The organism is Paenibacillus sp. S29, assembly GCF_049319765.1.
Classification (GTDB): domain Bacteria; phylum Bacillota; class Bacilli; order Paenibacillales; family Paenibacillaceae; genus Paenibacillus; species Paenibacillus polymyxa_B.
The window spans coordinates 117,694-138,368 of record NZ_JBMOUI010000006.1; the positions used below are offsets into that span (position 1 = coordinate 117,694).

Below are 20,675 nucleotides of genomic sequence, written 5' to 3' on the forward strand. Positions count from 1 at the left end.
AACGCTGCGCGTTCCATTTGATCTTCCGATCGCTGTTGCAGTGGGATTCCTGGATATATAAAACATTCCGAGGTAAGAATCCCACTGCAAAGGCGAACGCTAGCGCTTCTTCAGATTCAAATGGACCGCTCCGCTACTGACCGCCGGGTCTATAAAGTCACCCCATTTTAAAAAAGGGAATGCTGGGCATGAAGTGCCCCCCGCTGCGCTGATATACGCGAACGAATGCACGCAGGCATTGACTTCGCGCTACCTTGTATACCGATCACATTAGCGATAAATGATTGAACAGCATAGAGCTACTACCACTGGGCTCACACAAGACCTTAACGATGGCTAGATTGTCGCCTGCTAAAAGATTGCTATCCACCAAACGCTGTCACCCTGACAGAGAACGGTACAGAGCATTAATTTCGCCGGCATGCATGCCCGGCGTTCGCGGCGATAAGGCGAAGCTATCGCCAGGCGGCTCTAACCTTCCCCACTCTAGGGGCTGGGGGAAATTATTTTTGGCGGCGGTGGGTAGCGAGGGTAAGGATTTGAATCTGGAGAAGCGTCAGCGTTCGCCTTTGACGTGGGATTCCGCCCTCTGTAGGGCTTTATTCAAACAAAGGAATCCCACGTCAACAGCGATCGGAAGATCAAATCCGTCCCGAAGCGGCCTTCCATCCACAATAGTTGCTCCAGGATCAAACCCGTCCCGAAGCGGCCTTTCCCCTCCAACCTGAATGCTCACGCTGCCTTTCCTCCGTCATCTGCATATTAAAATGATCTGCCCCTTTGAGCTGGGCAGCTGCCATATCTGCCACTAGAGTCACACTCGATTCCATCGGCACAAAGCGGTATTTGTAGGCTGTAAGCCGATGATCCGTTTCGTGAAATAAAATATCCTGAGCGTAATTCCCCCATCGATCCTTGGGCATCAAATCAATGGTCATGCTGGCATGCGCAGAGGGCAGTAGCATATTAGAGCCGTGGATACCGATTACTAATTGGCTGGCTGCGTATACCTCGCAGACCCGCAGCTCACTTTCTCGATCGAAGCGTGTGACACGCTCATCAGAAATCCATGCCGGGAAGCTCCCGGTACGCCCAAGTCCAGCGACTGTAAAACGATGATCTGGGAAGCTTTCTTTTAGCCTGCGGAACAGCCGTATGATTTTACTGCGCTGATGATAAATGAGCGGTTTTAGCCCACGTTTGAGCTGCGGAAATTTCTGTACCGCTCTTGCGATATGATGGCTTCCGCTCCACAAGCGATCTTCCCTCCATACGAAGGTAATGCGCGGCTCCGACTCACGCCCCTCGTCATAGCGGGAGACACCTGTAAACTGCTCAATATCAAACTGATTGGGATGTGAATATGCCGGGCTGACATACACCTCATCAAAACGCATCAGTTCCTCAATCATCCGATGATGTAGTACAGGATAAAAGTTACGTGCCCTGCTGAATGGCACATCAACCGTCCAAATTTCAGACACATATGCTGGCACCATCCACTCCAGCGACTTTTGCACAATGACGATAATTCCCAGGTCCGGGGATTGCTCGTATTCGCGTTGCACATTGAGCAGCTTGAGCAACGCATGACCATACAAATAATCCATAGTGTTGACGATGATTACACGTGTAGAAGCTTTCATTTTATGCACGGTCATGCCGACTGCTAAATCATAGGAAGGATTCATCAACGATTGCCGCAAAGGCTCTCCGAGCCATTTTCTCGACTTCGCATCACCGGTCAGAATATAGTCAGGCATTTCTACACGATAAGGTGAATACGTGGCATGACCGACCCTCATGTCCTCGAGATATTCGCGTCCGCACCCCTCACACGCAGTGCTGACACATACATGGATTCCCTGCCACAGCACCTCTCCACCACGTACCTTACCTCCACAATGCGGGCACTGTTCCTCATGCCGAACAAACGGTTTAATGGGTATCATGATTGTTCTCTCCAACTTTCGGTACTGTAATTTGAACACGCCAAAAGGTCAGGATGGACTTCATCATCCAACCCAAATTAGATTTAACTTCCTTAAACAGCAAATCTAATAGAAATACAGATATCGTAAAGGACAAGATCGTCGCCACTAACGACCCTCGGACACCGAGCAAAGGGATTAGCGCGTAATTGAAAGCGATATTCGTAACCGCCCCTACCACCGAGGTCAGCAGCGTGTATCTAAACAAATTTTCATTGGTAATAAACAAGCTTTTAGCAACACTGAAGTTGGTGAAAAACAGACGAATCGCAAACAGAGACAACAGCGAACCTGCTTCGGTAAATTCTCTCCCATACAGCACAACCACTACCCATTGGGATAGAAAAAATAAAGGTACCGAGGTCACAAGAAAGCATATAAACATCAGCCGATACACCTTGGACAATGTCTGTCTGTATTCGTCACTTCCTTTCTGCTTGGAACGCGTCACCACCGGAGCATAAGCCGTCGTCAGAACGACCGGAATGAAGCCCAGCACTTCGATGAGTCGGAGTGCAACGGAGTATTGCCCGACCGCAGCATTCCCCAGCAGTTCACCGATAATGACTTGATCGATCCGTGCCTGTACATATACAGCGGAGGATGACAATATAAGCGGCCAGCTGTGATTCATGATTCGCCGAGCTGTGGTTAAGCGGAACGTCCATCGGTTCACACGTCGTCCTTCCTTATGGAAGAAATACAGCAGCAGCAGGCTTCCCAACAGAAACTCTCCATGAGCACACAACGCCACCAACCATATCGGAACACCGGACAACAAAAGAATGATTTTGAGGGTGGAGCCGAGAACAAAAGCGGTATTCTTGGCAACGACCGTGTATTTGGACAGCATCTGCGCACGAAACCAGTAATCGATGATATCAAACAATTGAAATATCGAGGCCGTAGCCAGGATCAGATTGATCAACCGCACTGAACTATCTTCCGGTCTGAGCAGTGAAATGAAGGAATAGGACAGTACAATGGCTATCAGAGTACCTACCAATTTCAGCAGAACTGCCGTCCCCAATAGCTCATGCTCATCCTTGGGGTCTTTGACAAGATCGCGTACTAATATAGAATCAAAACCAAGGGTCGTGAAAATCAGAAACATCCCGAAAAAGGATTCCGCATAATTCCACTTTCCCAGTTCCTCTGGTCCCAACACTCTCGCCATGATGATGCTGACTGCCAGGCCAAACACCATGCGAATCATTTTGTCACCGAACAGCCAGGATGTATTCACCAGCAAACTTCTGCGCGGTTTGGCGCGTTTTTTGACTAATGTCATAGGTTTTACTCCATCTTAAAAAATGACCTTTCGCACAGCCTTATAACCTGCTGTTCTGTCAATACAGCTGCAATCATGTACAGCGAAGAGACCCCCGCTCAGGCGGGTGGCCTCTCCATCTCTTACACGACGACAGAAGCTTCAACTGCAGCCTGCCTTTTTACCCGCTCCAAGTCTGTATCCACCATCATATGAATGAGCTGCTCGAAGCCTACTTCCAATCGCCAGCCCAGCTTTTCTTTCGCCTTGGCACAATCGCCGAGCAATAAATCTACCTCTGCCGGACGGACAAATTGAGGATCAATTACGACGTAATCCTCATAATTTAAACCTACATGGGAAAAGGCAATTTGCAGCAGTTCACGTACAGAATGCATTTCTCCTGTGGAAATGACGTAATCATCCGGTTGATCCTGCTGAAGCATCAGCCACATCGCCTTTACATAATCGCCTGCAAAACCCCAGTCTCGCAGTGAATCCAAATTTCCCATGCGCAGCTCCTGCTGCAACCCTAGCTTGATACGAGCTACCGCATCCGACACCTTACGTGTTACAAATTCCAGTCCTCGGCGTGGCGATTCGTGATTGAACAGAATGCCAGAGCACGCAAACATATCAAAGCTTTCGCGATAGTTCACTGTAATCCAATGGCCGTACACTTTGGCGACACCGTAGGGACTACGTGGGTAAAACGGAGTCGTTTCTGTCTGGGGTGTCTCCAGCACCTTACCGAACATCTCGCTGCTTGACGCCTGATAAAAGCGCGCTTCCGGTTTGGCAATTCGAACCGCCTCCAGCATATTGGTGACAGATAGCGCTGTAATCTGCCCTGTAGCCAACGGCTGCGGCCACGAGGCCGCTACAAAGGATTGAGCAGCCAAGTTGTAGACCTCATCTGGGTCGGACTGACGGACGGCTTCGATCAATGAAGCCAGATCGGTCATATCACCGGAAAGCCAATGGATGTCATTCTGGATATGCGCTACATTTTCAAAGTTCGGTGTGCTGGTTCGTCTGCGCACCCCGTACACCTCATAATCCTTGGACAGCAGCAACTCAGCCAGATAGGACCCGTCTTGTCCGGTAATCCCTGTGATCAGCGCTTTTTTCATTCCAATTCCCCCACCGTTTTTTTATTGTTCAACCAGATCCAGGCCTTGAAATGCCTGATACACAGACCTTAATCCCTCTTCTAGTGAAATACGCGCCGACCAGCCCAGCCCGGAAATTCGGGATACATCTACCAACTTACGCGGCGTTCCATCAGGAGCGGAGGTGTTAAAGGTAATTTCTCCCTCATAGCCGACTACATTCTTCACTCGTTCAGCCAGCTCACGAATGGAGATATCCTCACCTACGCCGATATTTACAATTTCATTTCCTTCATAATTGTTCATCAGGAACAGACAGGCTTCAGCCAAATCATCAGAATGAAGAAATTCTCGGCGCGGCGTACCAGAGCCCCATACTTCTACAGTCGGAGATTGATTCAGCTTGCTTTCATGAAACTTGCGGATGAGCGCAGGTAGCACATGAGAGGTCTGGAGATCAAAATTGTCGCCCGGACCGTATAAATTCGTCGGCATCACAGAAATAAACCGGGTTCCATACTGACGGTTGTAAGACTGACACATTTTAATCCCGGCAATTTTAGCAATCGCATAGGCCTCATTAGTAGGCTCCAGTTCACCCGTAAGCAGATATTCTTCTCGCAACGGCTGCGGAGCAAATTTAGGATAGATACAGGTAGAGCCGAGGAATAACAGCTTGCCTACATTCGCCCGGTACGCCGCATCAATCACATTCGTTTGTATAAGCAGATTGTCACGGATAAAATCAGCCGGATATTCGCTATTCGCCAAAATCCCACCAACTTTGGCCGCTGCCAGAAATACATAATCCACAGGCTCTGTTTCAAAAAAATGATCTACCGCCTCTTTATTGCGTAGATCCAGCTCACGGCTTGTGCGAGTAATAATATGACGGTAACCCGCATTCTGAAGCGCTCGGACAATAGCGGAACCCACCAGTCCGTTATGCCCTGCTACATATATGTTGGAATGAAGATCCATACTTATCCCCTACCTTCTTCGTGAAAATGAAAGACTTTAATACGCATCCTTGGAGCCTAGCAGCACACGAAATGTTTTCAGCATAATGATCATATCTGTGCGGAAACTGCGTCTGGATATGTACTCCAAATCCAGTTCTACCATCTGGTTAAAGCTTAGATGATTACGACCGCTGATCTGCCATAGACCGGTGCAGCCTGGTGTAACCGTCAGACGCAGCTTATCCCTCACTGTGTAATTATGGACTTCTCTTGGCAACGGGGGTCTGGGTCCTACCAGACTCATCTGCCCACGCAGTACATTGAACAGTTGTGGCAGCTCGTCGATGCTCGTTCTGCGAAGAAAGCGACCCACACGGGTAATTCGGGGATCGTCCCGCATTTTGAACATCGCACCCTCAATTTCATTTTCCACCAGCAGTGCAGACAATCTCGCCTCGGCATCAGACACCATGGAACGAAATTTGATCATGCGAAACGGACGCTCATTTTTCCCAATACGTACTTGATAAAATAACGCACTGCCTTTTGGGTCCTCCAGCTTAATCAGCAAAATGACAAGCAGAAATACCGGGCATAGCACGATGATTCCAATGAAAGACAATATAATATCCATGCTTCGCTTCACGAACGGGTATACGTTCCATCCTTGCCGCCGTTCAAGCCCATGAGCGACCGAATATACATCCACTGACGCGCCCAGCACTTCGGCCTCGTTCGAGCGGGAAGAAGACACGTCTCATCACCTCGCTCCTTATTGATAATTATTATTTATACATTGTTAAAAGAATTTTATATACTCTCATTTTCCTCCTTTTTATTCATGTCAGATTGCGTTCCTCCATACCCCTCTCGGCGCGGGTATTCGAACGCTTCACATTATTAAGTACGACACCCAGAATGCGCGCCTTTACTCTTTCCAAATTCGCTTTTGCTTTCTTGACGACATCCTTTTTGACCTTCCCTGCCTGCACCACCAGAATGACTCCGTCACACATAGCGCTTATAATTAAGCCATCCGGAAAGGACAGCAACGGCGGCGTATCCATTAAGATCACGTCATAATGTTCTTTTAGCTCAACCAGCAGAGCATTCATTCTGCGGGAACTGAGCATCTCGGACGGATTGGGCGGGTTCGGCCCGGCTGTAATTGCATGCAGATGGTCAATCCCGGTTTCCTGAACCACATCCTGCCATGCCTGTTGATTGGCAAGCACCCGTGTCAGCCCTGTATGATTACGCAAACCAAACATATGGTGCAAAGAGGAACGACGCAGATCCATGTCCATAATCAGCACCTTTTTCCCCTCTTGCGCATAGGTTACAGCCAAATTGCTAATCGTGACCGTTCTGCCTTCACCCGCCTGGGCGGACGCCACCATCATAACCTCAATCGGCTCGTCTATAGAAGAAAACTGGATGTTAGTACGAAGCATGCGGTACTCCTCCGAAACGGAAGACTGAGCATGTAGGGATGTAACGAGCTGATTATTGATTAATCGCGGCATATTGCCCTTCACCTACCTGTTTAGGAGTTGTAGTCGAGCTGTCAGAGCGTTTATCTTCTTTTTTCATTTTCGTAATCAGGGATAGGGTAGGCAGACCGAGTTCTTTTTCAATATCCTCTTCATTCTTAAATGTATCATCCAGTACCTCCAGCAAAAATGCCAAACCTATTCCCAACAATAAAGAGGTGGCAAAAGCAATAAATATCTGTATAGCGGGATTACTGTTCACGGGAACTGCTGGATCATTCAGACTGGCTTCGCTTAGGATGGTGACATTGTCCATTTTCATGATAGAGGGAATTTGCCGTTTGAATACTTTGGCTACCGCATTGACGGTTTTCACAGCCTTCGTATACGATAAATCGCGGATTGTTACATCCATGACCTGTGAATCACCTGCGGTGTTCACTCTTAATTTTTGCGCCAAAGCTGACGGAGTGACCTTAAGGTCGGGGAAGCTGGCGACCACCTGATCCATAATCGCCGAGGAGATCATAATTTGCTTATAGGAGTTCGTTAAGGCTATATTCGTTTGAACTACACTGTAATCAACGACACCTGCACGATCCGGTCGTGGCGTCTGGTTGATAATGAGCTTTGCGGTAGCTTCATAAATCTGCGGGGTAAAATATACATTTTTTATGCCCACTACAGTACATACCAGCAGTACGATGCTACCAATCAACCACATTCTTTTACGGATCAAACGGATGTACTCTTTCAACTGCACAAGACCAGTCCTCCCTGATTGACTTGTTTTCGATGCAATAACGCTTGTACTGATCCTCTGCATAACGGGGAAAAGAACGATGCATGACCCTCTAATCTATAGTAAAATGTTGTATAATAGCGCATAGAAGGTCTAGCCAGCGAATAAGCACAAAATGCTCAATAATCGGTGGCCTCTTAGGGTATATAAACGAAGACATAAGTGAAAACTATGAAATAAAGATACGTTATGTAACTTACATAACTAATTTATGATACAAAACGTATCTTGTCAAGCGTAAAATTGCTTTTTTACCTTTCTTAACCTTGCCTTCAGGAGGAAAAACAGATGAATTATGGCACCCGTATCGCTGAATTACGAGAACATAAGGGATTAAAACAAGAGGAACTAGCGCAATCCCTCGGAATTACGCGGGCAGCTCTTTCTCACTATGAAAAAAATAGGCGCAAGCCAGATTTTGAGATCCTGACCAAGCTCGCTGATATTTTCGGGGTAACGATTGACTACTTGGTGGGACGTACGAGCCATCCGGCAGCGATATTGGATTCAGATGTGAGGGAATTTGTGGACCAGCTTGAACTGTCCGACGAGGATATTCTGCAACGTTTCAACCTGACCATTGACGGACGCACCTTGTCTGAGGAAGAAGCCAAACGTTTTATTGCATTTGTCCGAATGGAACGAATGATGGAATAAAGAAAGCGGCCGACTGCTTCACGTCTCGCTCAAGTAGGACCAGCCGGTGGAATTTACACGCGCTTGTCCTTCCGGTATGTGGTTCCATCAGCGTCGTTTTCTAGCCATTCTGGCATCGTGAGCCCACATTGAAGCAAAATGTCCCGGATGTCCAAGTCGATAGCGGCTTTGTCTACTTTCCGTACGTTGTTTTGAAAAAGAGGGTTGTTCACCCCTAATTCTGTCTCCTTGTTCATTCAGCACTAACCTCGCTTTATTATTCTTGGTCACCGGAAAGAGATTTCCCACAAAACCATGTATGTATAGTCATGAACAAAACTATTATATATGAATACATACCTGCAATGTTGTCGTCTTATGACGAGAATATAAAAGGATTTTCTTATTTTTTTCTTCATTATACGTAAAGTATTGGCAAATCAGAACGATTTTCCAACAAAAAAGAACCTGTCAGGTCCTATTTTCTCCTGATAGGTTCTTTTTTGTTTTCTTTCGAAATGATGTTAGGTATTCGTTAACTCAGGTCCTATATACATTCCGATCTGTTATTAAGCCACCTCGGCTGCCTGGGAAACCTGAGTGCCTCCGGTCGCCCGGACTTTGTAGACATAGTGGCCTCCAGCTTTTACTGTGCGGTCTGTATACGTGTTTCCCGCTACTTGCGAGGCAATCACCTGATAGGCCCCGTCGGTCCCGTCAGCACGCAGCACATCATAGGAAGATACGCCTTCTGCCTGAAGCCAATTAATCTTTACCGCCCCATCCTGAACAGAGGCAGCCTTCACCCCTGTTGGGGCTGAAGCTGCGGTCTGATCTGTACTTTTTAATTCCAAAATATATTGTACCGCTTCGCCAGGACCCAGCTTTTCTTCAAAATCAAGGGCAGGAGAAGCCTTGAGCCCTGATATGGAACGCTGTGCCTGACTGTAAGTAGAACCTGCTCCAAAACGTTCACCGGTGTACAAACCAGCTTTCGGCATCGTTACCCGTACACGAACGGTCTGCGGGGTAGCTTCGAAATTCACTAGATTCACCAGCAATTTGTCTGAAGTAGCGCCGCTACCTGCCAGCGGTTTAAGCTTGGACGTATCCACCGCACGAACATAGACCATCTTGTCCTTGGTATCCTCTGGATTCAGCACTGTATAAGTCAGAGGTTGTCCATGGGTGGCATAGGCTAAGCTCAAGCGTCTCATGATCTTAACGCGAGTGTCCTGTCCTTGCCCGAACGGATAAATTTCTGTGTTGGCCGGGTTATGACTTTGCAGATCGAAGCCTGTTTTAAACAGCGTATAATCTTTATAAAAAGCAGCGTGCTGGATAAACATATCGGCAAACCCAATTTGCGAACGCATAATCCGGTCGAATGCAGCTGCTTGTGGCTGACTAGCCCCGTAATCTGGATTGTCTCGATGCGTATCATTGGTACCGAACTCTGTGTTCAGCATCTTTTTCGCCAGTCCATTGCTCGAACCGCCGAAGGTTTTCAAATTTTGGACGAAGCTGCCTCCGCCCTCTTCATTATACGATTCACCATAGGCGTGTCCATTGGTCAGGTCGGTGACTTCCTCCAGCTGTTTACGTTGCGCCGGGTCTCGTTCCCATCCATCTGGGTCACCGCATTTTTGCGTACCACTGGTTTGATTTTTGCACGCCTTGGTAGAGTACGTTGGCCAGTAGGCCCAGCCCGGTGCTACGGTTTTGAGATGCGGTGCCAATTGCTTGCCTTCTGTATTCAACCACTTGGCCACAGCCAGGTTTACCGCCTTGGAGCGATTAAATAATCCAGGTTCGTTATCTACTTCATAATATTGAAGATAAGAACCGTATTTTTTTACATAATCGCGCAACTTTTGCTTGGCTGTCTCTGGCAGAGAACCATCTTTTTGCAGCTTAATATCACCTGTATATAAATACAAAGCAGACGATTGCATATTATACTGCTTTAACGTTTGATAGTAATCATCCACGTCTGTACATGCCTTGCCCACATTACTGGCACAGGTGACCCTCATGACATTGCCACTATAAGCAATGCCCAGCCACTTGAGAACGTATGGTAAATGCTTAACTGCACCCTGATCATAATAAAATTCTTTATTGTTCACATTTGTTCCGGTCAGTATATATTTACCGTGTACCGGTTCGACCGCAGGTGAAGCTAACGTCTCCAAGCTCAAGTCATCCCAAGTCCACCACACATTTTTATCTTCTGCAGAGGAGCAGTATAGGCAGCGCGCTGTCTTTAGCTTGAGTACGTTAACACCGCTTTGCAATTGCTCTTTGGGTATATACAACTCGTAGTTGTTTTTGAAATTATAAGCACTCCCAGTACCGGATACCCCGGCAATCTGAATAATACCGGACAGCTGATGATTTGAAAATACAGCCATTTGCGGGACTGCTTTGCCCGCATCCAAAATCCGAACACGGAATATCATACCATTGGGAGGTATCTGATTCAGCTTATACTGAAGTGTCAGTTCAGGGTTCGTGGACGCATTCAAACCGGGAGGAATATCTCCACTGCTGAGCAATACCGGAACTGTTGTACTCTCTTCTGCTACCGACAACGCTGACAGTGCTCCTTTAGCAGACGATTCGGTAGTGGCAGCTGCTGTAGAAATGTCGATATTATCCCTACCGACCACACCTTTGAATTCCGCTGAAGAGTCATCCCTCTGACCCAGCTTCCATACTGGACTGGCAGCCGCTACTTTATCCGTCTGCAATTCTGCGCTTCTTGAAGGCGTGTATATAAACCAAGCAATCATCGCTATAGCTACGACCGCTAATAGTCCAGATAAAACGACTGTATACCTATGGGATAACCATTTTTTTATCATATGATCCACCCTCTCTCCTCAAATTTTTGGACCGGGAAAGAGTATCAATCAAGGAAGAAACAAAGCGTTTCCGGGAATCACCGCTTTCGCTTCATGCTGACTTTCCCACATAAGACGTGCCATTGCGTCGCCTTTTTCATCATAGTATTCCACTTTTACATCTACCATTTTGCCTGCTTCCAAAGTAATACTGCCTTTACGCTCCGTCCAGCTTTGTTTGAACCAGCTGTCAATCACCAACTTGCCGTCTACCCATACGCAAATACCATCATCGGATATCGTTGTGAACGTATAGGTCTCGCTATATTGTGGTTTGATTTTACCCGTCCAGCGAACCGAGAACTGATCGGCATTCACCTTTGGATCAGCTGCATTGGCGCGCCAGTTGTAGTCCAGCTTGCTATCTGTACGGATCAAAGCAGGACTTCCATTCAAATTCATATTGTTAAAATATTCGCCCTGCAACCCGTTCACATATACCACATCAGGAACGGAAGGAGGGGTCGGAGCCGGGATAGGCTCACTTTGTCCCTCGTCCGGTAAGGTCGGTACATCTGTCCCAGGTTGTTCGATTGCTGCCAGCCCATTCTTCACATCATCCCGTGTCAAACTCTTCGAATCATTCATATAATCCTGTATTTGGTTTGTTGTGTTATTCTCGGTCAGCATCTTGCCCCAAGTCATGGAATATACCCATTTAGGCTGAGCCTGCAACACCTCAGAACTAGGCATCTCACCATGCTCCCCAATGGCAATCGGCTTATTCCGTGCCAATCCAAGCAAGCCTTCGTAATGACTTTGCTTAAAATCATTGTTGTAAATGTCTACTGCCAAAATGTCCACTTTGTCATCCCCCGGGTATTTCGGGGTATACGGAACAGTATACGAATTGGGCGCATTCGGACTCCATACCCACAGCAGATTGTTCAATTGATGTGTGTTTGTAAAACGGTCGTACATGATATTCCATAGCTGATTGAAATTAGTTTTGTTTCCCCACCAGAACCAGTCACCATTCATTTCGTGGTAAGGTCTCCACAAAACCGGAACCCCTGCATCACGAAGCTGCTTTAACGAAACAGCGACCTTATCCAGATCGGCAATGAGGAGGTTATACTGCGTAGTACCTGGGGTCACGTATTTGTTGAACTCTGTCTGACTTACTTTCGCCTGTACATTGGCCCAAGTCAGTGGCCTACCCGGTAGCGCTTCATGAAAAGTCATCGTCACAATACCACCGGATCTGCTCCAACGGATAGCACTATCAACGACATTTTTACGTTGTGCTGCTTCCGTAGCGTCAGATTGACCAGAGATAGCTCCCATCTCATAGCCGTGTACACCAACATATGCCTGACTGATTTTTTGGACCTTGTTACTTAATTCATCCGGACTTTCCAAATAATCATGCTGACCGGTGACTATTTTTTCCCCTGAGATGTTGAGTAAATAATTGTATAGTTCACGGGCCTGAATAGAAGCGTCCGAATTAACAGGTTGTAATGAAGCGGCATTCGCCACAGACAGAGAATCACCAAAACCGACGGGCAACAATGAAAAAAGCATAACAACGGGGAGTACATGACGTATCAGTCGATACAGAGGAATAAAATTGAATCTCACTTTCGCTCTTCCTTTCGGTAGCCAGGCTGCCATCCTTGTAGAAGGCCCTTTAGCTTTGCGTACCTGCCTTTCGACAGGGCTGCGTTTATCGTTGGAAGGAGTTTGGATTCCTTCTTACCCTAAGTATCGACTTTCTTTTACCAAAATTTAATAGGTCATGTTCATGAATTTACAGGTTTTCGCCCAATTTCGACAGTTTGAGCTATGAATTTTCATGAATTCGTCTTTTTTTCGTTTTTACGAAAACAATTATGAGATAAATTGGTGACGGGAAATTTCATTCCAATCCATACAAAAGCGGACAATATCCTCTTCAACCAATTCAGAACCAGTCTGCACCTCAATAAAATCCACATCGGTCACAGCCAAAATGCTATGCTTCGTTCCTTCAGGAATGCGAACTACATCACCAGCTTTTACTTTGTGCAGCTTCTCATTCAAAATAATTTCCGCTTCACCGCTAATAATGGTCCAAATTTCACTCCGTTTGAAATGAAGCTGATAGCTGATATTTTTGCCTTTCCGTACGCGGATTCGTTTGGTCAATACCTCGTTACCCTCGTCATACTTGACATAATCCACAACCCGATACTGCCCCCAACGACGTTCTTCATACATTGGACGCTGATCATGAGCCTTGAGCACTTCCTTAATGCGAGGACTTTCGGCCTTATTGGTCACAAGAATACCATCCGGGCTAGCGGCTACAATCAGATCATTCGTTCCAATGATCGCCACAGGAATGTCTAACTCGTTAATAAGACTCGTATTGACGCAATCCTCCGTTACTACACCTCTGCCCACTTGTTGATTAGACATTTCTTCTGTGAGTGTATTCCAGGTACCCAAATCCTTCCAAAAACCATCATACGGAAGAACTACGATATCCTTTTCCTTCTCGACTACTTCATAGTCAAAGCTGATTTTTTCCAGAGATGCGTATTGCTTTTGCATTTCTTCATAATTCAGCGGCAAACCCTTGGATGCCAAGATATCCAGCAAATAACTTAATTTGAATGCAAAAACCCCGCAGTTCCATAGAGCATTGCGTTCAATTAGACGCTCCGCCTGCTCCCGGTCGGGTTTCTCTTGAAAATGGCTCACTTCGCGGTAGCCTGTGCTACCTTGGGTGGCATCGTTTTTCGGAATAATGTAACCATATTTCTCTGAAGGATAGGAAGGGACAACCCCGATTAAAGCAAGCTTGCCTTCACTCTCCTGGAGTGTATGTTCCAGCTGGGCTACGGAAGCGAAGAAAGCATCCTCAACATAAGGATCTACAGGCAAAATAGCTATAATTTCATCAGGGGAAACACCAGCAATGGAATATAGATAAGTCGCTGTCAGCGCAATCGCAGGAAAGGTGTCTCTGCGTTCCGGCTCAACAATGATGCGCGTATTCGGCCCGACCTGACTCTGGATCATTTCGACCTGTGCTCTCCCTGTCGCAATAAACGAGGATTCTGATAATCCGTTGTCTCCCAATTGTCTCCATACCCGCTGTACCATGGATTCCGAAATCCCCTCCGGGCTCTCCAGTACCTTCAAAAATTGTTTGGAACGGGAATCGTTGGACAAAGGCCATAATCTTTTACCGGAACCACCAGACAAAAGTACGAGCTTCATAACTCTCCACTTCCTCTCTATATTGGTTGGATGATCGGATGGGGCAAAGTTGAGTAGCCCGCTACGGGCTGGATTTGATCTTACGATCGCTGTTGCCGTGGGATTCTTTGGATTGTGTAAGACATTTATATGTAAGAATCCCAAGTCAAAGGCGACCGCTCCGCTTCTCCAGATTCAAATCCATTCCTGCGCTACTCAAAATGCATCATGCCGATCATACCGTTTATTGCAAAAGGCACGACCGGACATTATTAAGTCCGGTCAGCCTGTAAAAATCTCACGCTTTCGGTGCTTGCACGCTGTGCTTGCAAGCTTCAAGTAATCGAGGTTTCGTAACGCCTTGCCCAGATTGCCTTCGGCAACCGCAATGGCGTACTTGATCGGAAGGAGCGGCTTCAACCGCGCCGCTCCCTCCGATACGCCCTTCCTACTCCCCCCATAAGGTGGGAGTTTAAAAACTGTGACTCCACGGCGAAAAGCAGCGGAGCGGGCAGAATTGTTCTGAAGAAGCGTCAGCGTTTGCCTTTATCCCCGGATTTTAACCTTTGAATGTTTTATATAATCCAGAAAATCCGGGGGTAACAGCAATCGGAAGAACAATCTGCACGCGCAGCGCCTTCAGCGCCTCCAACACCGCCACAGTCACTTTTTAATCTGTCACTTTTAAACTTCCACTTTATCCCGATTCCACCCACTCATCCGCGGACGACCCACGGAGTAGTATTCGAGCCCGGAGCCTTGGATCTGTTCCTCAGCGAATACGTTACGACCGTCAATGAGAACCGGCTTGCGCAAAATGGAGGCCAGTTGTACGAGATCGACTTTTTTGAACTCTTCCCAATCGGTCAACAGGCACACAGCGTCGCTACCTTCAGCGGCTTGCTGTGGGGATGAGCACCACATAATATTCGGGTGATCCACGCGCTCCTTGAATTTATCCATCGCAATGGGATCATACAGTTTGACAATAGCGCCTGCCTGAATGAGCGTTTCTACGATTTCCAGTGCTGGAGCTTCGCGGATGTCATCTGTATTTGGCTTGAAGGCGAGGCCCCAAATGCCAATGGACACACCGTTCAGTTGACCCAGCGATTCGCGCAGCTTGGATACAATCATAAAGCGCTGGTCGGTATTCACCTCGACCACCGATTTCAATAACTTAAATTCATAGTCTACATTACCTGCAATTTGGATAAGCGCATTTGTGTCTTTTGGAAAGCAAGAGCCACCATACCCGATCCCTGCTTGTAGGAAAGAGGAGCCAATCCGTTTGTCCATACCCATACCGTCAGCCACACAGGTGACATCGGCGCCAACCTTTTCGCAAATATTAGCGATTTCGTTAATGAACGAAATTTTAGTTGCCAGAAACGCATTGGACGCGTATTTGATCATTTCAGCACTACGGATATCCGTCACATAGATTTTATCCGTGAACACCTGATGCAGAGTGACCATGGTTTCACGCAATCCTGTATTGTCCAAACCAATAATGATGCGATCCGGATAAAGCGTATCATTGATGGCTGAGCCTTCTCTCAGGAACTCCGGCGCGGAGACGATATCGAAAGACAAACTCGTGTGACGAGCCAACACGTCCTTAATCTTTTCGTTCGTTCCGACAGGTACAGTACTCTTGGTCATAATAATCTTATACCCGTTCATGGCTTTCCCAACATCAGCGGCCGCCTGTTCAATGTACGACAAATTCGCCTCGCCGTTAGCCAGAGAAGGTGTACCTACCGCCAAAATTACGATATCCGAGCGGCGTACCGCATCGGCCAAATCCGAGGTGAACTCCAACCGGCCCGCTTCCAGATTCAACGCGATCAATTCCTCAATACCCGGTTCATAAATCGGAGATTCTGCCCGGTTCAACATGTCGATTTTGTGCTGCTCCAGATCGACACAAATCACCTCATTACCTTTTTGCGCAAAACATACACCCGAGACGAGCCCAACGTATCCAGTACCGATTACAGCCAGCTTCATTCCGTTCATCCTCCTTTTAGAAAGTTCACATAGGCTTGTTCTACATACTTTTTTAATTGATCCTTGAAATTTTCTTCATCAAATTTGCGCGCATGGGTAATGATATCGTCCACATTCCACGCATGTTGCTCAACCTTTTCGACGGCCTCCAGCACATCCTCTACTTGATGCTTGCGGAAAAATACGCCGTTCACATGAGGAACAATCGTATCCAGCGCTCCCCCACCCTGAAAAGCGATGACAGGCCGTCCGGCCGCATTCGCCTCCAAAGGCGTAATACCGAAGTCCTCTTCACCCGGAAAAACGAGCGCTCGGCATTCTGCCATCAGCTTGTTAACCTCTTCATCCTCAAGCCTGCCGAGGAACTCAATGTTCGGGGCAGCCATACCTTCGAGTCGTTTACGGTCGGGTCCTTCACCCACAATGCGCAGCTTGAGACCGTTACGTTTGAATGCTTCGATCGCGAGATCAATGCGCTTGTAGGACACCAATCGGGATACGATCAGGTAATAGTCACCGATGTTTGTAGCGCGTTTAAAACGGGATGTATTAATAGGTGGGAAAATCACATCCGAATCCCTTTGGTAATAGTGCAAAATTCTTCGTTTAACAACCGAAGAGTTGGCGACAAACTGGTCTACGTTGCGAGAAGTTTTGGCATCCCATGTTTTCAACCGGTTCATGTACAGCTTGAGCATGTTTTTGAGCAGGTTGGATTTGGACTGCCGGGCCATATATGTATCGTAATCCCAGGCAAACCGCATCGGTGTGTGACAATAACAAATGTGAAACGTATGTTTGGGTACCTGGATGCTTTTCATAAATGCACTGCTGGAGCTTAAAACAATGTCGAAATCCCTAAAATCAAAATCACGGATAGCAATGGGATACAGCGGCAGCACTCCTTTGAAGTTGTCCTTCACTCCTGGGACTTTTTGTAGCCAAGTGGCTCTAATATCCGCATCCTTCAAGTTACGCGACAGGCGGTCGTCGCTGAACACCGTTGTGAAGATAGGAGCCTCCGGATACATATCGTGGAATACCTCTACTACCCTTTCCGCTCCGCCCATTTGGATTAAGTAATCGTGCGCTATCGCTATTTTCATCTGAATCATCCTTTAACGCGAATGTCGGTCAGACTCCTGCCAACAAACCCTTATAGTAATGAACTATATCCTTAACTGTGTTCTCGATGACAAAATGCTTCTTGACCCGTTCCATCCCTCTCTCACCCATCTGCTGACGTTCTTGTGGATGCTCCAACATCCAGCGGATGGCTGCTTCCAGCTTAGCCGGATCCCCCGGTTCAATAAGCAGCCCGGTTTCATGGGGTACCACCGTTTCCTTGGGTCCACCCTCATTGGAGGCAATCACGGGGAGACCCGCAGCCATGCCTTCAATAATGACCTGACCGAATGGTTCTGGTGTAATAGAGGTATGAATCAGCAAATCACAACGCTGCATCAGGCCTTGAATGTCATCGACGTGTCCCAGCAGATTGACGTTAGCCAACCCGTATTCGCGCATCGTGGACTCTAATCGTTGCTTGTATTCCTCTTCTCCGAACAACGCATCTCCAGCCAGCCAGAATTTCACGCGCTGATCCGGTAAAAAGGAGCGTGCTGCTTCCAGTAAAATATGCTGTCCCTTCCATTCCGCCAATCTGCCGACCAATACGACGTTAAACGAGTCATCACCACGTACATGGGCAGCCGTGTCACGTGCTGTAATTGCTTTGGCAAAAGCGGAATAAACGACAAGCGTCTTTTTGTCCGGGGGTAACTCCAACGCACTCAGCGTGGACTTGGAATTAGCAATCACTCCGTTGGGCAAAAAGCGGGACATCAGCCGAATCCCTTTGGCCACAATCGGCTTCAGATACGGCGGACCGATGTGGTCACGGATATGCCAGATCAAGGGCAGCTTCGCCGATTTGGCGGCTACTGTACCATACAGTGCAGACTTGAGCGAGTTCGTGTGAACGCACACGACCTTTTCCTCACGCAGCAAGGGCGCAAGTTTTCTACCGTAAGCCAGCAAACGAAAAGCTGCTGCCGGTGCACCTAGATTCACGGCATTCCGTCCCCGATTGCGAATCGAATCGTCCAATGGAACGATGCGCACATCAATATCACGCTGCCGAAGCCGATCTGCTAAATCGCCCTCCTCTGCCAAAATAACGAGCGGGTCGATATGTTCCCCGATATTCGTCAGTATGTTGTACAAAGCGACTTCGCCGCCGCTCCATCTTGCCGTATGGTCAATATAAGCTACTCTCATCATTTCGCCGCCGCCTTTCTATCAAGGACCTGTCGGAACACCTCTTCCACCTGCTCCGCTACATGTCCCCATGTATATCTGCTCAGGACATGGTCCCGGCATTCCCTTGCATTCGGTAGAAGTTCACGATGATCCAGCACACGCAGCAACCCTTCAGCAATGGCTTCACTATCCGTTCCCTTGAACAAAAGCTCGGGACGGAATCCTCTTAAAATCTCCTTATTGCCACCCACAGGAGTCGCCAGCACCGGCAGTCCCGAGGCCATCGCCTCTACTGTGATCAGACCGAAACCTTCCAGTGCCTGTGTGGGTACAACGAACAAATTCGATGCTTGGTGGTACAGTGGAAGCTCCTCATCCGACACATAACCGAGCAGCCTTACATGGTTATGAAGATTGTATTCCGCCACCTTGGAAGCCAATTCCTCCATCAAGGGGCCCTTCCCTCCAATCAGCAACACATGATCAGGATGACGCTCGGTTACTCGTCGCCATGCTTCCAGTAGCTGTAGTAGTCCCATTCGATTAACAAGACGACGAACGGTTAGCACAATCGTCGCATTTTGCGGCAAATTCAGGCGCTTCCGCACCGCTTCTTGATCCTCTGCCGGGTGGAACCTTTCTACATTCGCCGCACCAGGAATAATATGAATTTTGCTGAGTGGAACCTTATAGTGCTCATGCAAAATATCCCGAAAAGTTTCGCTGAGCACTATAAATTTATCCGCCAATCCGTAGGCCTTCATTTCAATGGATTTGGCCAACGTCGTTTTTAACAAATGCTTGAGGCCCTGTCCTTCAATCTTCATTTCCTCCGTCCACGGTCCGTGAAAGGTGGTAACTACCGGGATTCCTCTTTTTTTCGCCTCCAGCGCCGGTCCGACACCATAGGGAGCAAAATGGGAATACAGTACATCCGTCGGTTGCTTGTCGAACAGCTCTGCTGCATATTTTTGCATTAGCTCTCGACGCTTCCACATGGATTGCTGCTTGCTGCCAATCGAATGAATCCGAATACGGTCGGGCGCCTGCGGCTGCTCGTCACTACAGATTAGAGCATCCAGCGTATTGCGCTCTAATGTAAGCTGCTCACAGATGGATTTGAAATATGTGTTGAGGCCTCCTGGCTGCAAGGACGGCCAGCTCAGCCCCGTTGCCGCAATACGAAATCCGTTATTGTACGACATAGCTGGTTTCTCCTTTCTGCTCGGTATGTCCGTCATCCACGATTTCTATCTTTTTTCGCCGCTTGGTTAGCTCATAATGCTTGAAGCAGACGAGAAACTCATACATCACCCAGAATACTGCTACGGCAAAACCCGCCAATCCCTTGCGGTATAAGCCTTGGACAAAATACTTCTGCACAAAGCGGGCAGGAGGCCGCCACAACAGTCTGGTAATCCGAAAGGATCTTCCTTTGTTAAATGCCGTCTCTGCTTCCAGATCTGTATATTTGTTAAAACGAGTCATATGATCACTGATGCTGCGGAAGCCGTAGTGCCATAACACGCCCTCCAGATTGACAATCTGGGAAGAGGCTACATCCGGCATTTCATGAACAAGACTATTCGTAATGCCATAAATACGCCGATTGTACAAACGAACCAGGTATTCACCTTTGTTCATCCATTTGCCGAGAAAATCTCCAATCCGGAATACGGAATATGCTTTGGCCGGATCGTGGAGCGTTTCCTTTACTTTCAACAAGTCTCCAAGCAACTCTGCATCCACTACTTCGTCCGTATCAATCAGGAATATCCAATCAAATTCCGCTTTTTCAACACCAAACATGCGCTGCTTGGCATAACCGGGCCACGGGTTAGAAAACACCCGACAGCCCAAGGATTCAGCTACCTGAATCGTATTGTCCTTGCTCCCTCCGTCAATGACGACGATATCGTCCGCAAAGGGCTTGCAGGATTTAATGGCGGCTGTGATTCGAGTGCCATCATCCTGAGCGATAATAACTACGGATATCCGGTTGTCCGCGGGAACGCTAGACATGTGGTTCATTAGCGGGT

General features: G+C 47.6%; 18 protein-coding genes and 1 riboswitch. Of the genes, 1 reads left to right on the forward strand and 17 read right to left on the reverse strand.

What is annotated here, in order from left to right; translation table 11 throughout:
- Positions 1-689: 689 nt before the first annotated feature.
- From ACL9RM_RS12470 to ACL9RM_RS12500, 7 genes are all read right to left on the reverse strand, one after another.
- A complete protein-coding gene (locus ACL9RM_RS12470) occupies positions 690-1,952 on the reverse strand; it encodes a hypothetical protein (RefSeq protein ID WP_414126338.1) in 1,263 nt (420 codons plus the stop codon).
- Positions 1,939-3,282 carry a flippase gene (locus ACL9RM_RS12475; RefSeq protein WP_414126339.1) on the reverse strand — a complete coding sequence of 448 codons (1,344 nt, stop codon included), beginning with the start codon at positions 3,280-3,282 and terminating at the stop codon, positions 1,939-1,941. Before ACL9RM_RS12475 ends, ACL9RM_RS12470 begins: the two co-directional genes overlap by 14 nt.
- A gap of 122 nt (positions 3,283-3,404) precedes the next feature.
- The gene (gmd, locus tag ACL9RM_RS12480; protein WP_013309172.1) at positions 3,405-4,394 is read right to left on the reverse strand and encodes a GDP-mannose 4,6-dehydratase; all 990 of its coding nucleotides are present in this window, start codon (positions 4,392-4,394) and stop codon (positions 3,405-3,407) included.
- Between the two features lie 21 nt (positions 4,395-4,415).
- Positions 4,416-5,354 (reverse strand): GDP-L-fucose synthase family protein, encoded by a 939-nt coding sequence (locus tag ACL9RM_RS12485; RefSeq protein WP_069291331.1) that lies wholly within the window; start codon positions 5,352-5,354, stop codon positions 4,416-4,418.
- Between the two features lie 36 nt (positions 5,355-5,390).
- Positions 5,391-6,089: a sugar transferase gene (locus ACL9RM_RS12490; protein WP_039269544.1), complete on the reverse strand. Its 699-nt coding sequence runs from the start codon at positions 6,087-6,089 to the stop codon at positions 5,391-5,393.
- Positions 6,090-6,174: 85 nt separating this feature from the next.
- Positions 6,175-6,861, reverse strand: coding sequence for a CpsD/CapB family tyrosine-protein kinase (locus ACL9RM_RS12495; protein ID WP_061830270.1), 687 nt, complete (start codon positions 6,859-6,861; stop codon positions 6,175-6,177).
- The gene (locus ACL9RM_RS12500; RefSeq protein WP_069291330.1) at positions 6,842-7,591 is read right to left on the reverse strand and encodes a YveK family protein; all 750 of its coding nucleotides are present in this window, start codon (positions 7,589-7,591) and stop codon (positions 6,842-6,844) included. Before ACL9RM_RS12500 ends, ACL9RM_RS12495 begins: the two co-directional genes overlap by 20 nt.
- A 327-nt stretch (positions 7,592-7,918) precedes the next feature.
- Here ACL9RM_RS12500 and ACL9RM_RS12505 point away from each other — a divergent pair, with 327 nt between their 5' ends.
- The gene (locus ACL9RM_RS12505; protein ID WP_025720479.1) at positions 7,919-8,287 is read left to right on the forward strand and encodes a helix-turn-helix domain-containing protein; all 369 of its coding nucleotides are present in this window, start codon (positions 7,919-7,921) and stop codon (positions 8,285-8,287) included.
- 53 nt (positions 8,288-8,340) lie between these two features.
- Here ACL9RM_RS12505 and ACL9RM_RS12510 read toward each other — a convergent pair whose 3' ends face one another.
- The 10 genes from ACL9RM_RS12510 to ACL9RM_RS12555 all read right to left on the reverse strand — a co-directional run bounded on the left by ACL9RM_RS12510 (position 8,341) and on the right by ACL9RM_RS12555 (position 20,667).
- A complete protein-coding gene (locus ACL9RM_RS12510) occupies positions 8,341-8,523 on the reverse strand; it encodes a hypothetical protein (RefSeq protein WP_414126341.1) in 183 nt (60 codons plus the stop codon).
- Positions 8,524-8,835: 312 nt separating this feature from the next.
- The gene (locus tag ACL9RM_RS12515) at positions 8,836-11,133 is read right to left on the reverse strand and encodes a hypothetical protein (protein ID WP_061830272.1); all 2,298 of its coding nucleotides are present in this window, start codon (positions 11,131-11,133) and stop codon (positions 8,836-8,838) included.
- A gap of 48 nt (positions 11,134-11,181) precedes the next feature.
- The gene (locus ACL9RM_RS12520; RefSeq protein ID WP_414126342.1) at positions 11,182-12,756 is read right to left on the reverse strand and encodes a glycosyl hydrolase; all 1,575 of its coding nucleotides are present in this window, start codon (positions 12,754-12,756) and stop codon (positions 11,182-11,184) included.
- Positions 12,757-12,769: 13 nt separating this feature from the next.
- Positions 12,770-12,850, reverse strand: a riboswitch (cyclic di-GMP riboswitch).
- A gap of 155 nt (positions 12,851-13,005) precedes the next feature.
- The gene (locus ACL9RM_RS12525) at positions 13,006-14,382 is read right to left on the reverse strand and encodes a sugar phosphate nucleotidyltransferase (RefSeq protein ID WP_013309163.1); all 1,377 of its coding nucleotides are present in this window, start codon (positions 14,380-14,382) and stop codon (positions 13,006-13,008) included.
- A 261-nt stretch (positions 14,383-14,643) separates the two neighbouring features.
- A complete protein-coding gene (locus tag ACL9RM_RS12530) occupies positions 14,644-14,781 on the reverse strand; it encodes a hypothetical protein (RefSeq protein WP_250267664.1) in 138 nt (45 codons plus the stop codon).
- Positions 14,782-15,045: 264 nt separating this feature from the next.
- Complete coding sequence (locus tag ACL9RM_RS12535) at positions 15,046-16,374, reverse strand: UDP-glucose dehydrogenase family protein (protein ID WP_061830275.1); 1,329 nt, start codon at positions 16,372-16,374, stop codon at positions 15,046-15,048.
- Between the two features lie 5 nt (positions 16,375-16,379).
- A complete protein-coding gene (locus ACL9RM_RS12540) occupies positions 16,380-17,480 on the reverse strand; it encodes a glycosyltransferase (protein WP_023987424.1) in 1,101 nt (366 codons plus the stop codon).
- Between the two features lie 28 nt (positions 17,481-17,508).
- Positions 17,509-18,657 (reverse strand): glycosyltransferase family 4 protein, encoded by a 1,149-nt coding sequence (locus ACL9RM_RS12545; RefSeq protein WP_165176467.1) that lies wholly within the window; start codon positions 18,655-18,657, stop codon positions 17,509-17,511.
- The gene (locus ACL9RM_RS12550; protein WP_061830277.1) at positions 18,654-19,841 is read right to left on the reverse strand and encodes a glycosyltransferase family 4 protein; all 1,188 of its coding nucleotides are present in this window, start codon (positions 19,839-19,841) and stop codon (positions 18,654-18,656) included. Before ACL9RM_RS12550 ends, ACL9RM_RS12545 begins: the two co-directional genes overlap by 4 nt.
- Positions 19,828-20,667 carry a glycosyltransferase family 2 protein gene (locus ACL9RM_RS12555; protein ID WP_023987421.1) on the reverse strand — a complete coding sequence of 280 codons (840 nt, stop codon included), beginning with the start codon at positions 20,665-20,667 and terminating at the stop codon, positions 19,828-19,830. The genes ACL9RM_RS12550 and ACL9RM_RS12555 overlap by 14 nt, the downstream gene beginning before the upstream one ends.
- Positions 20,668-20,675: the final 8 nt, after the last annotated feature.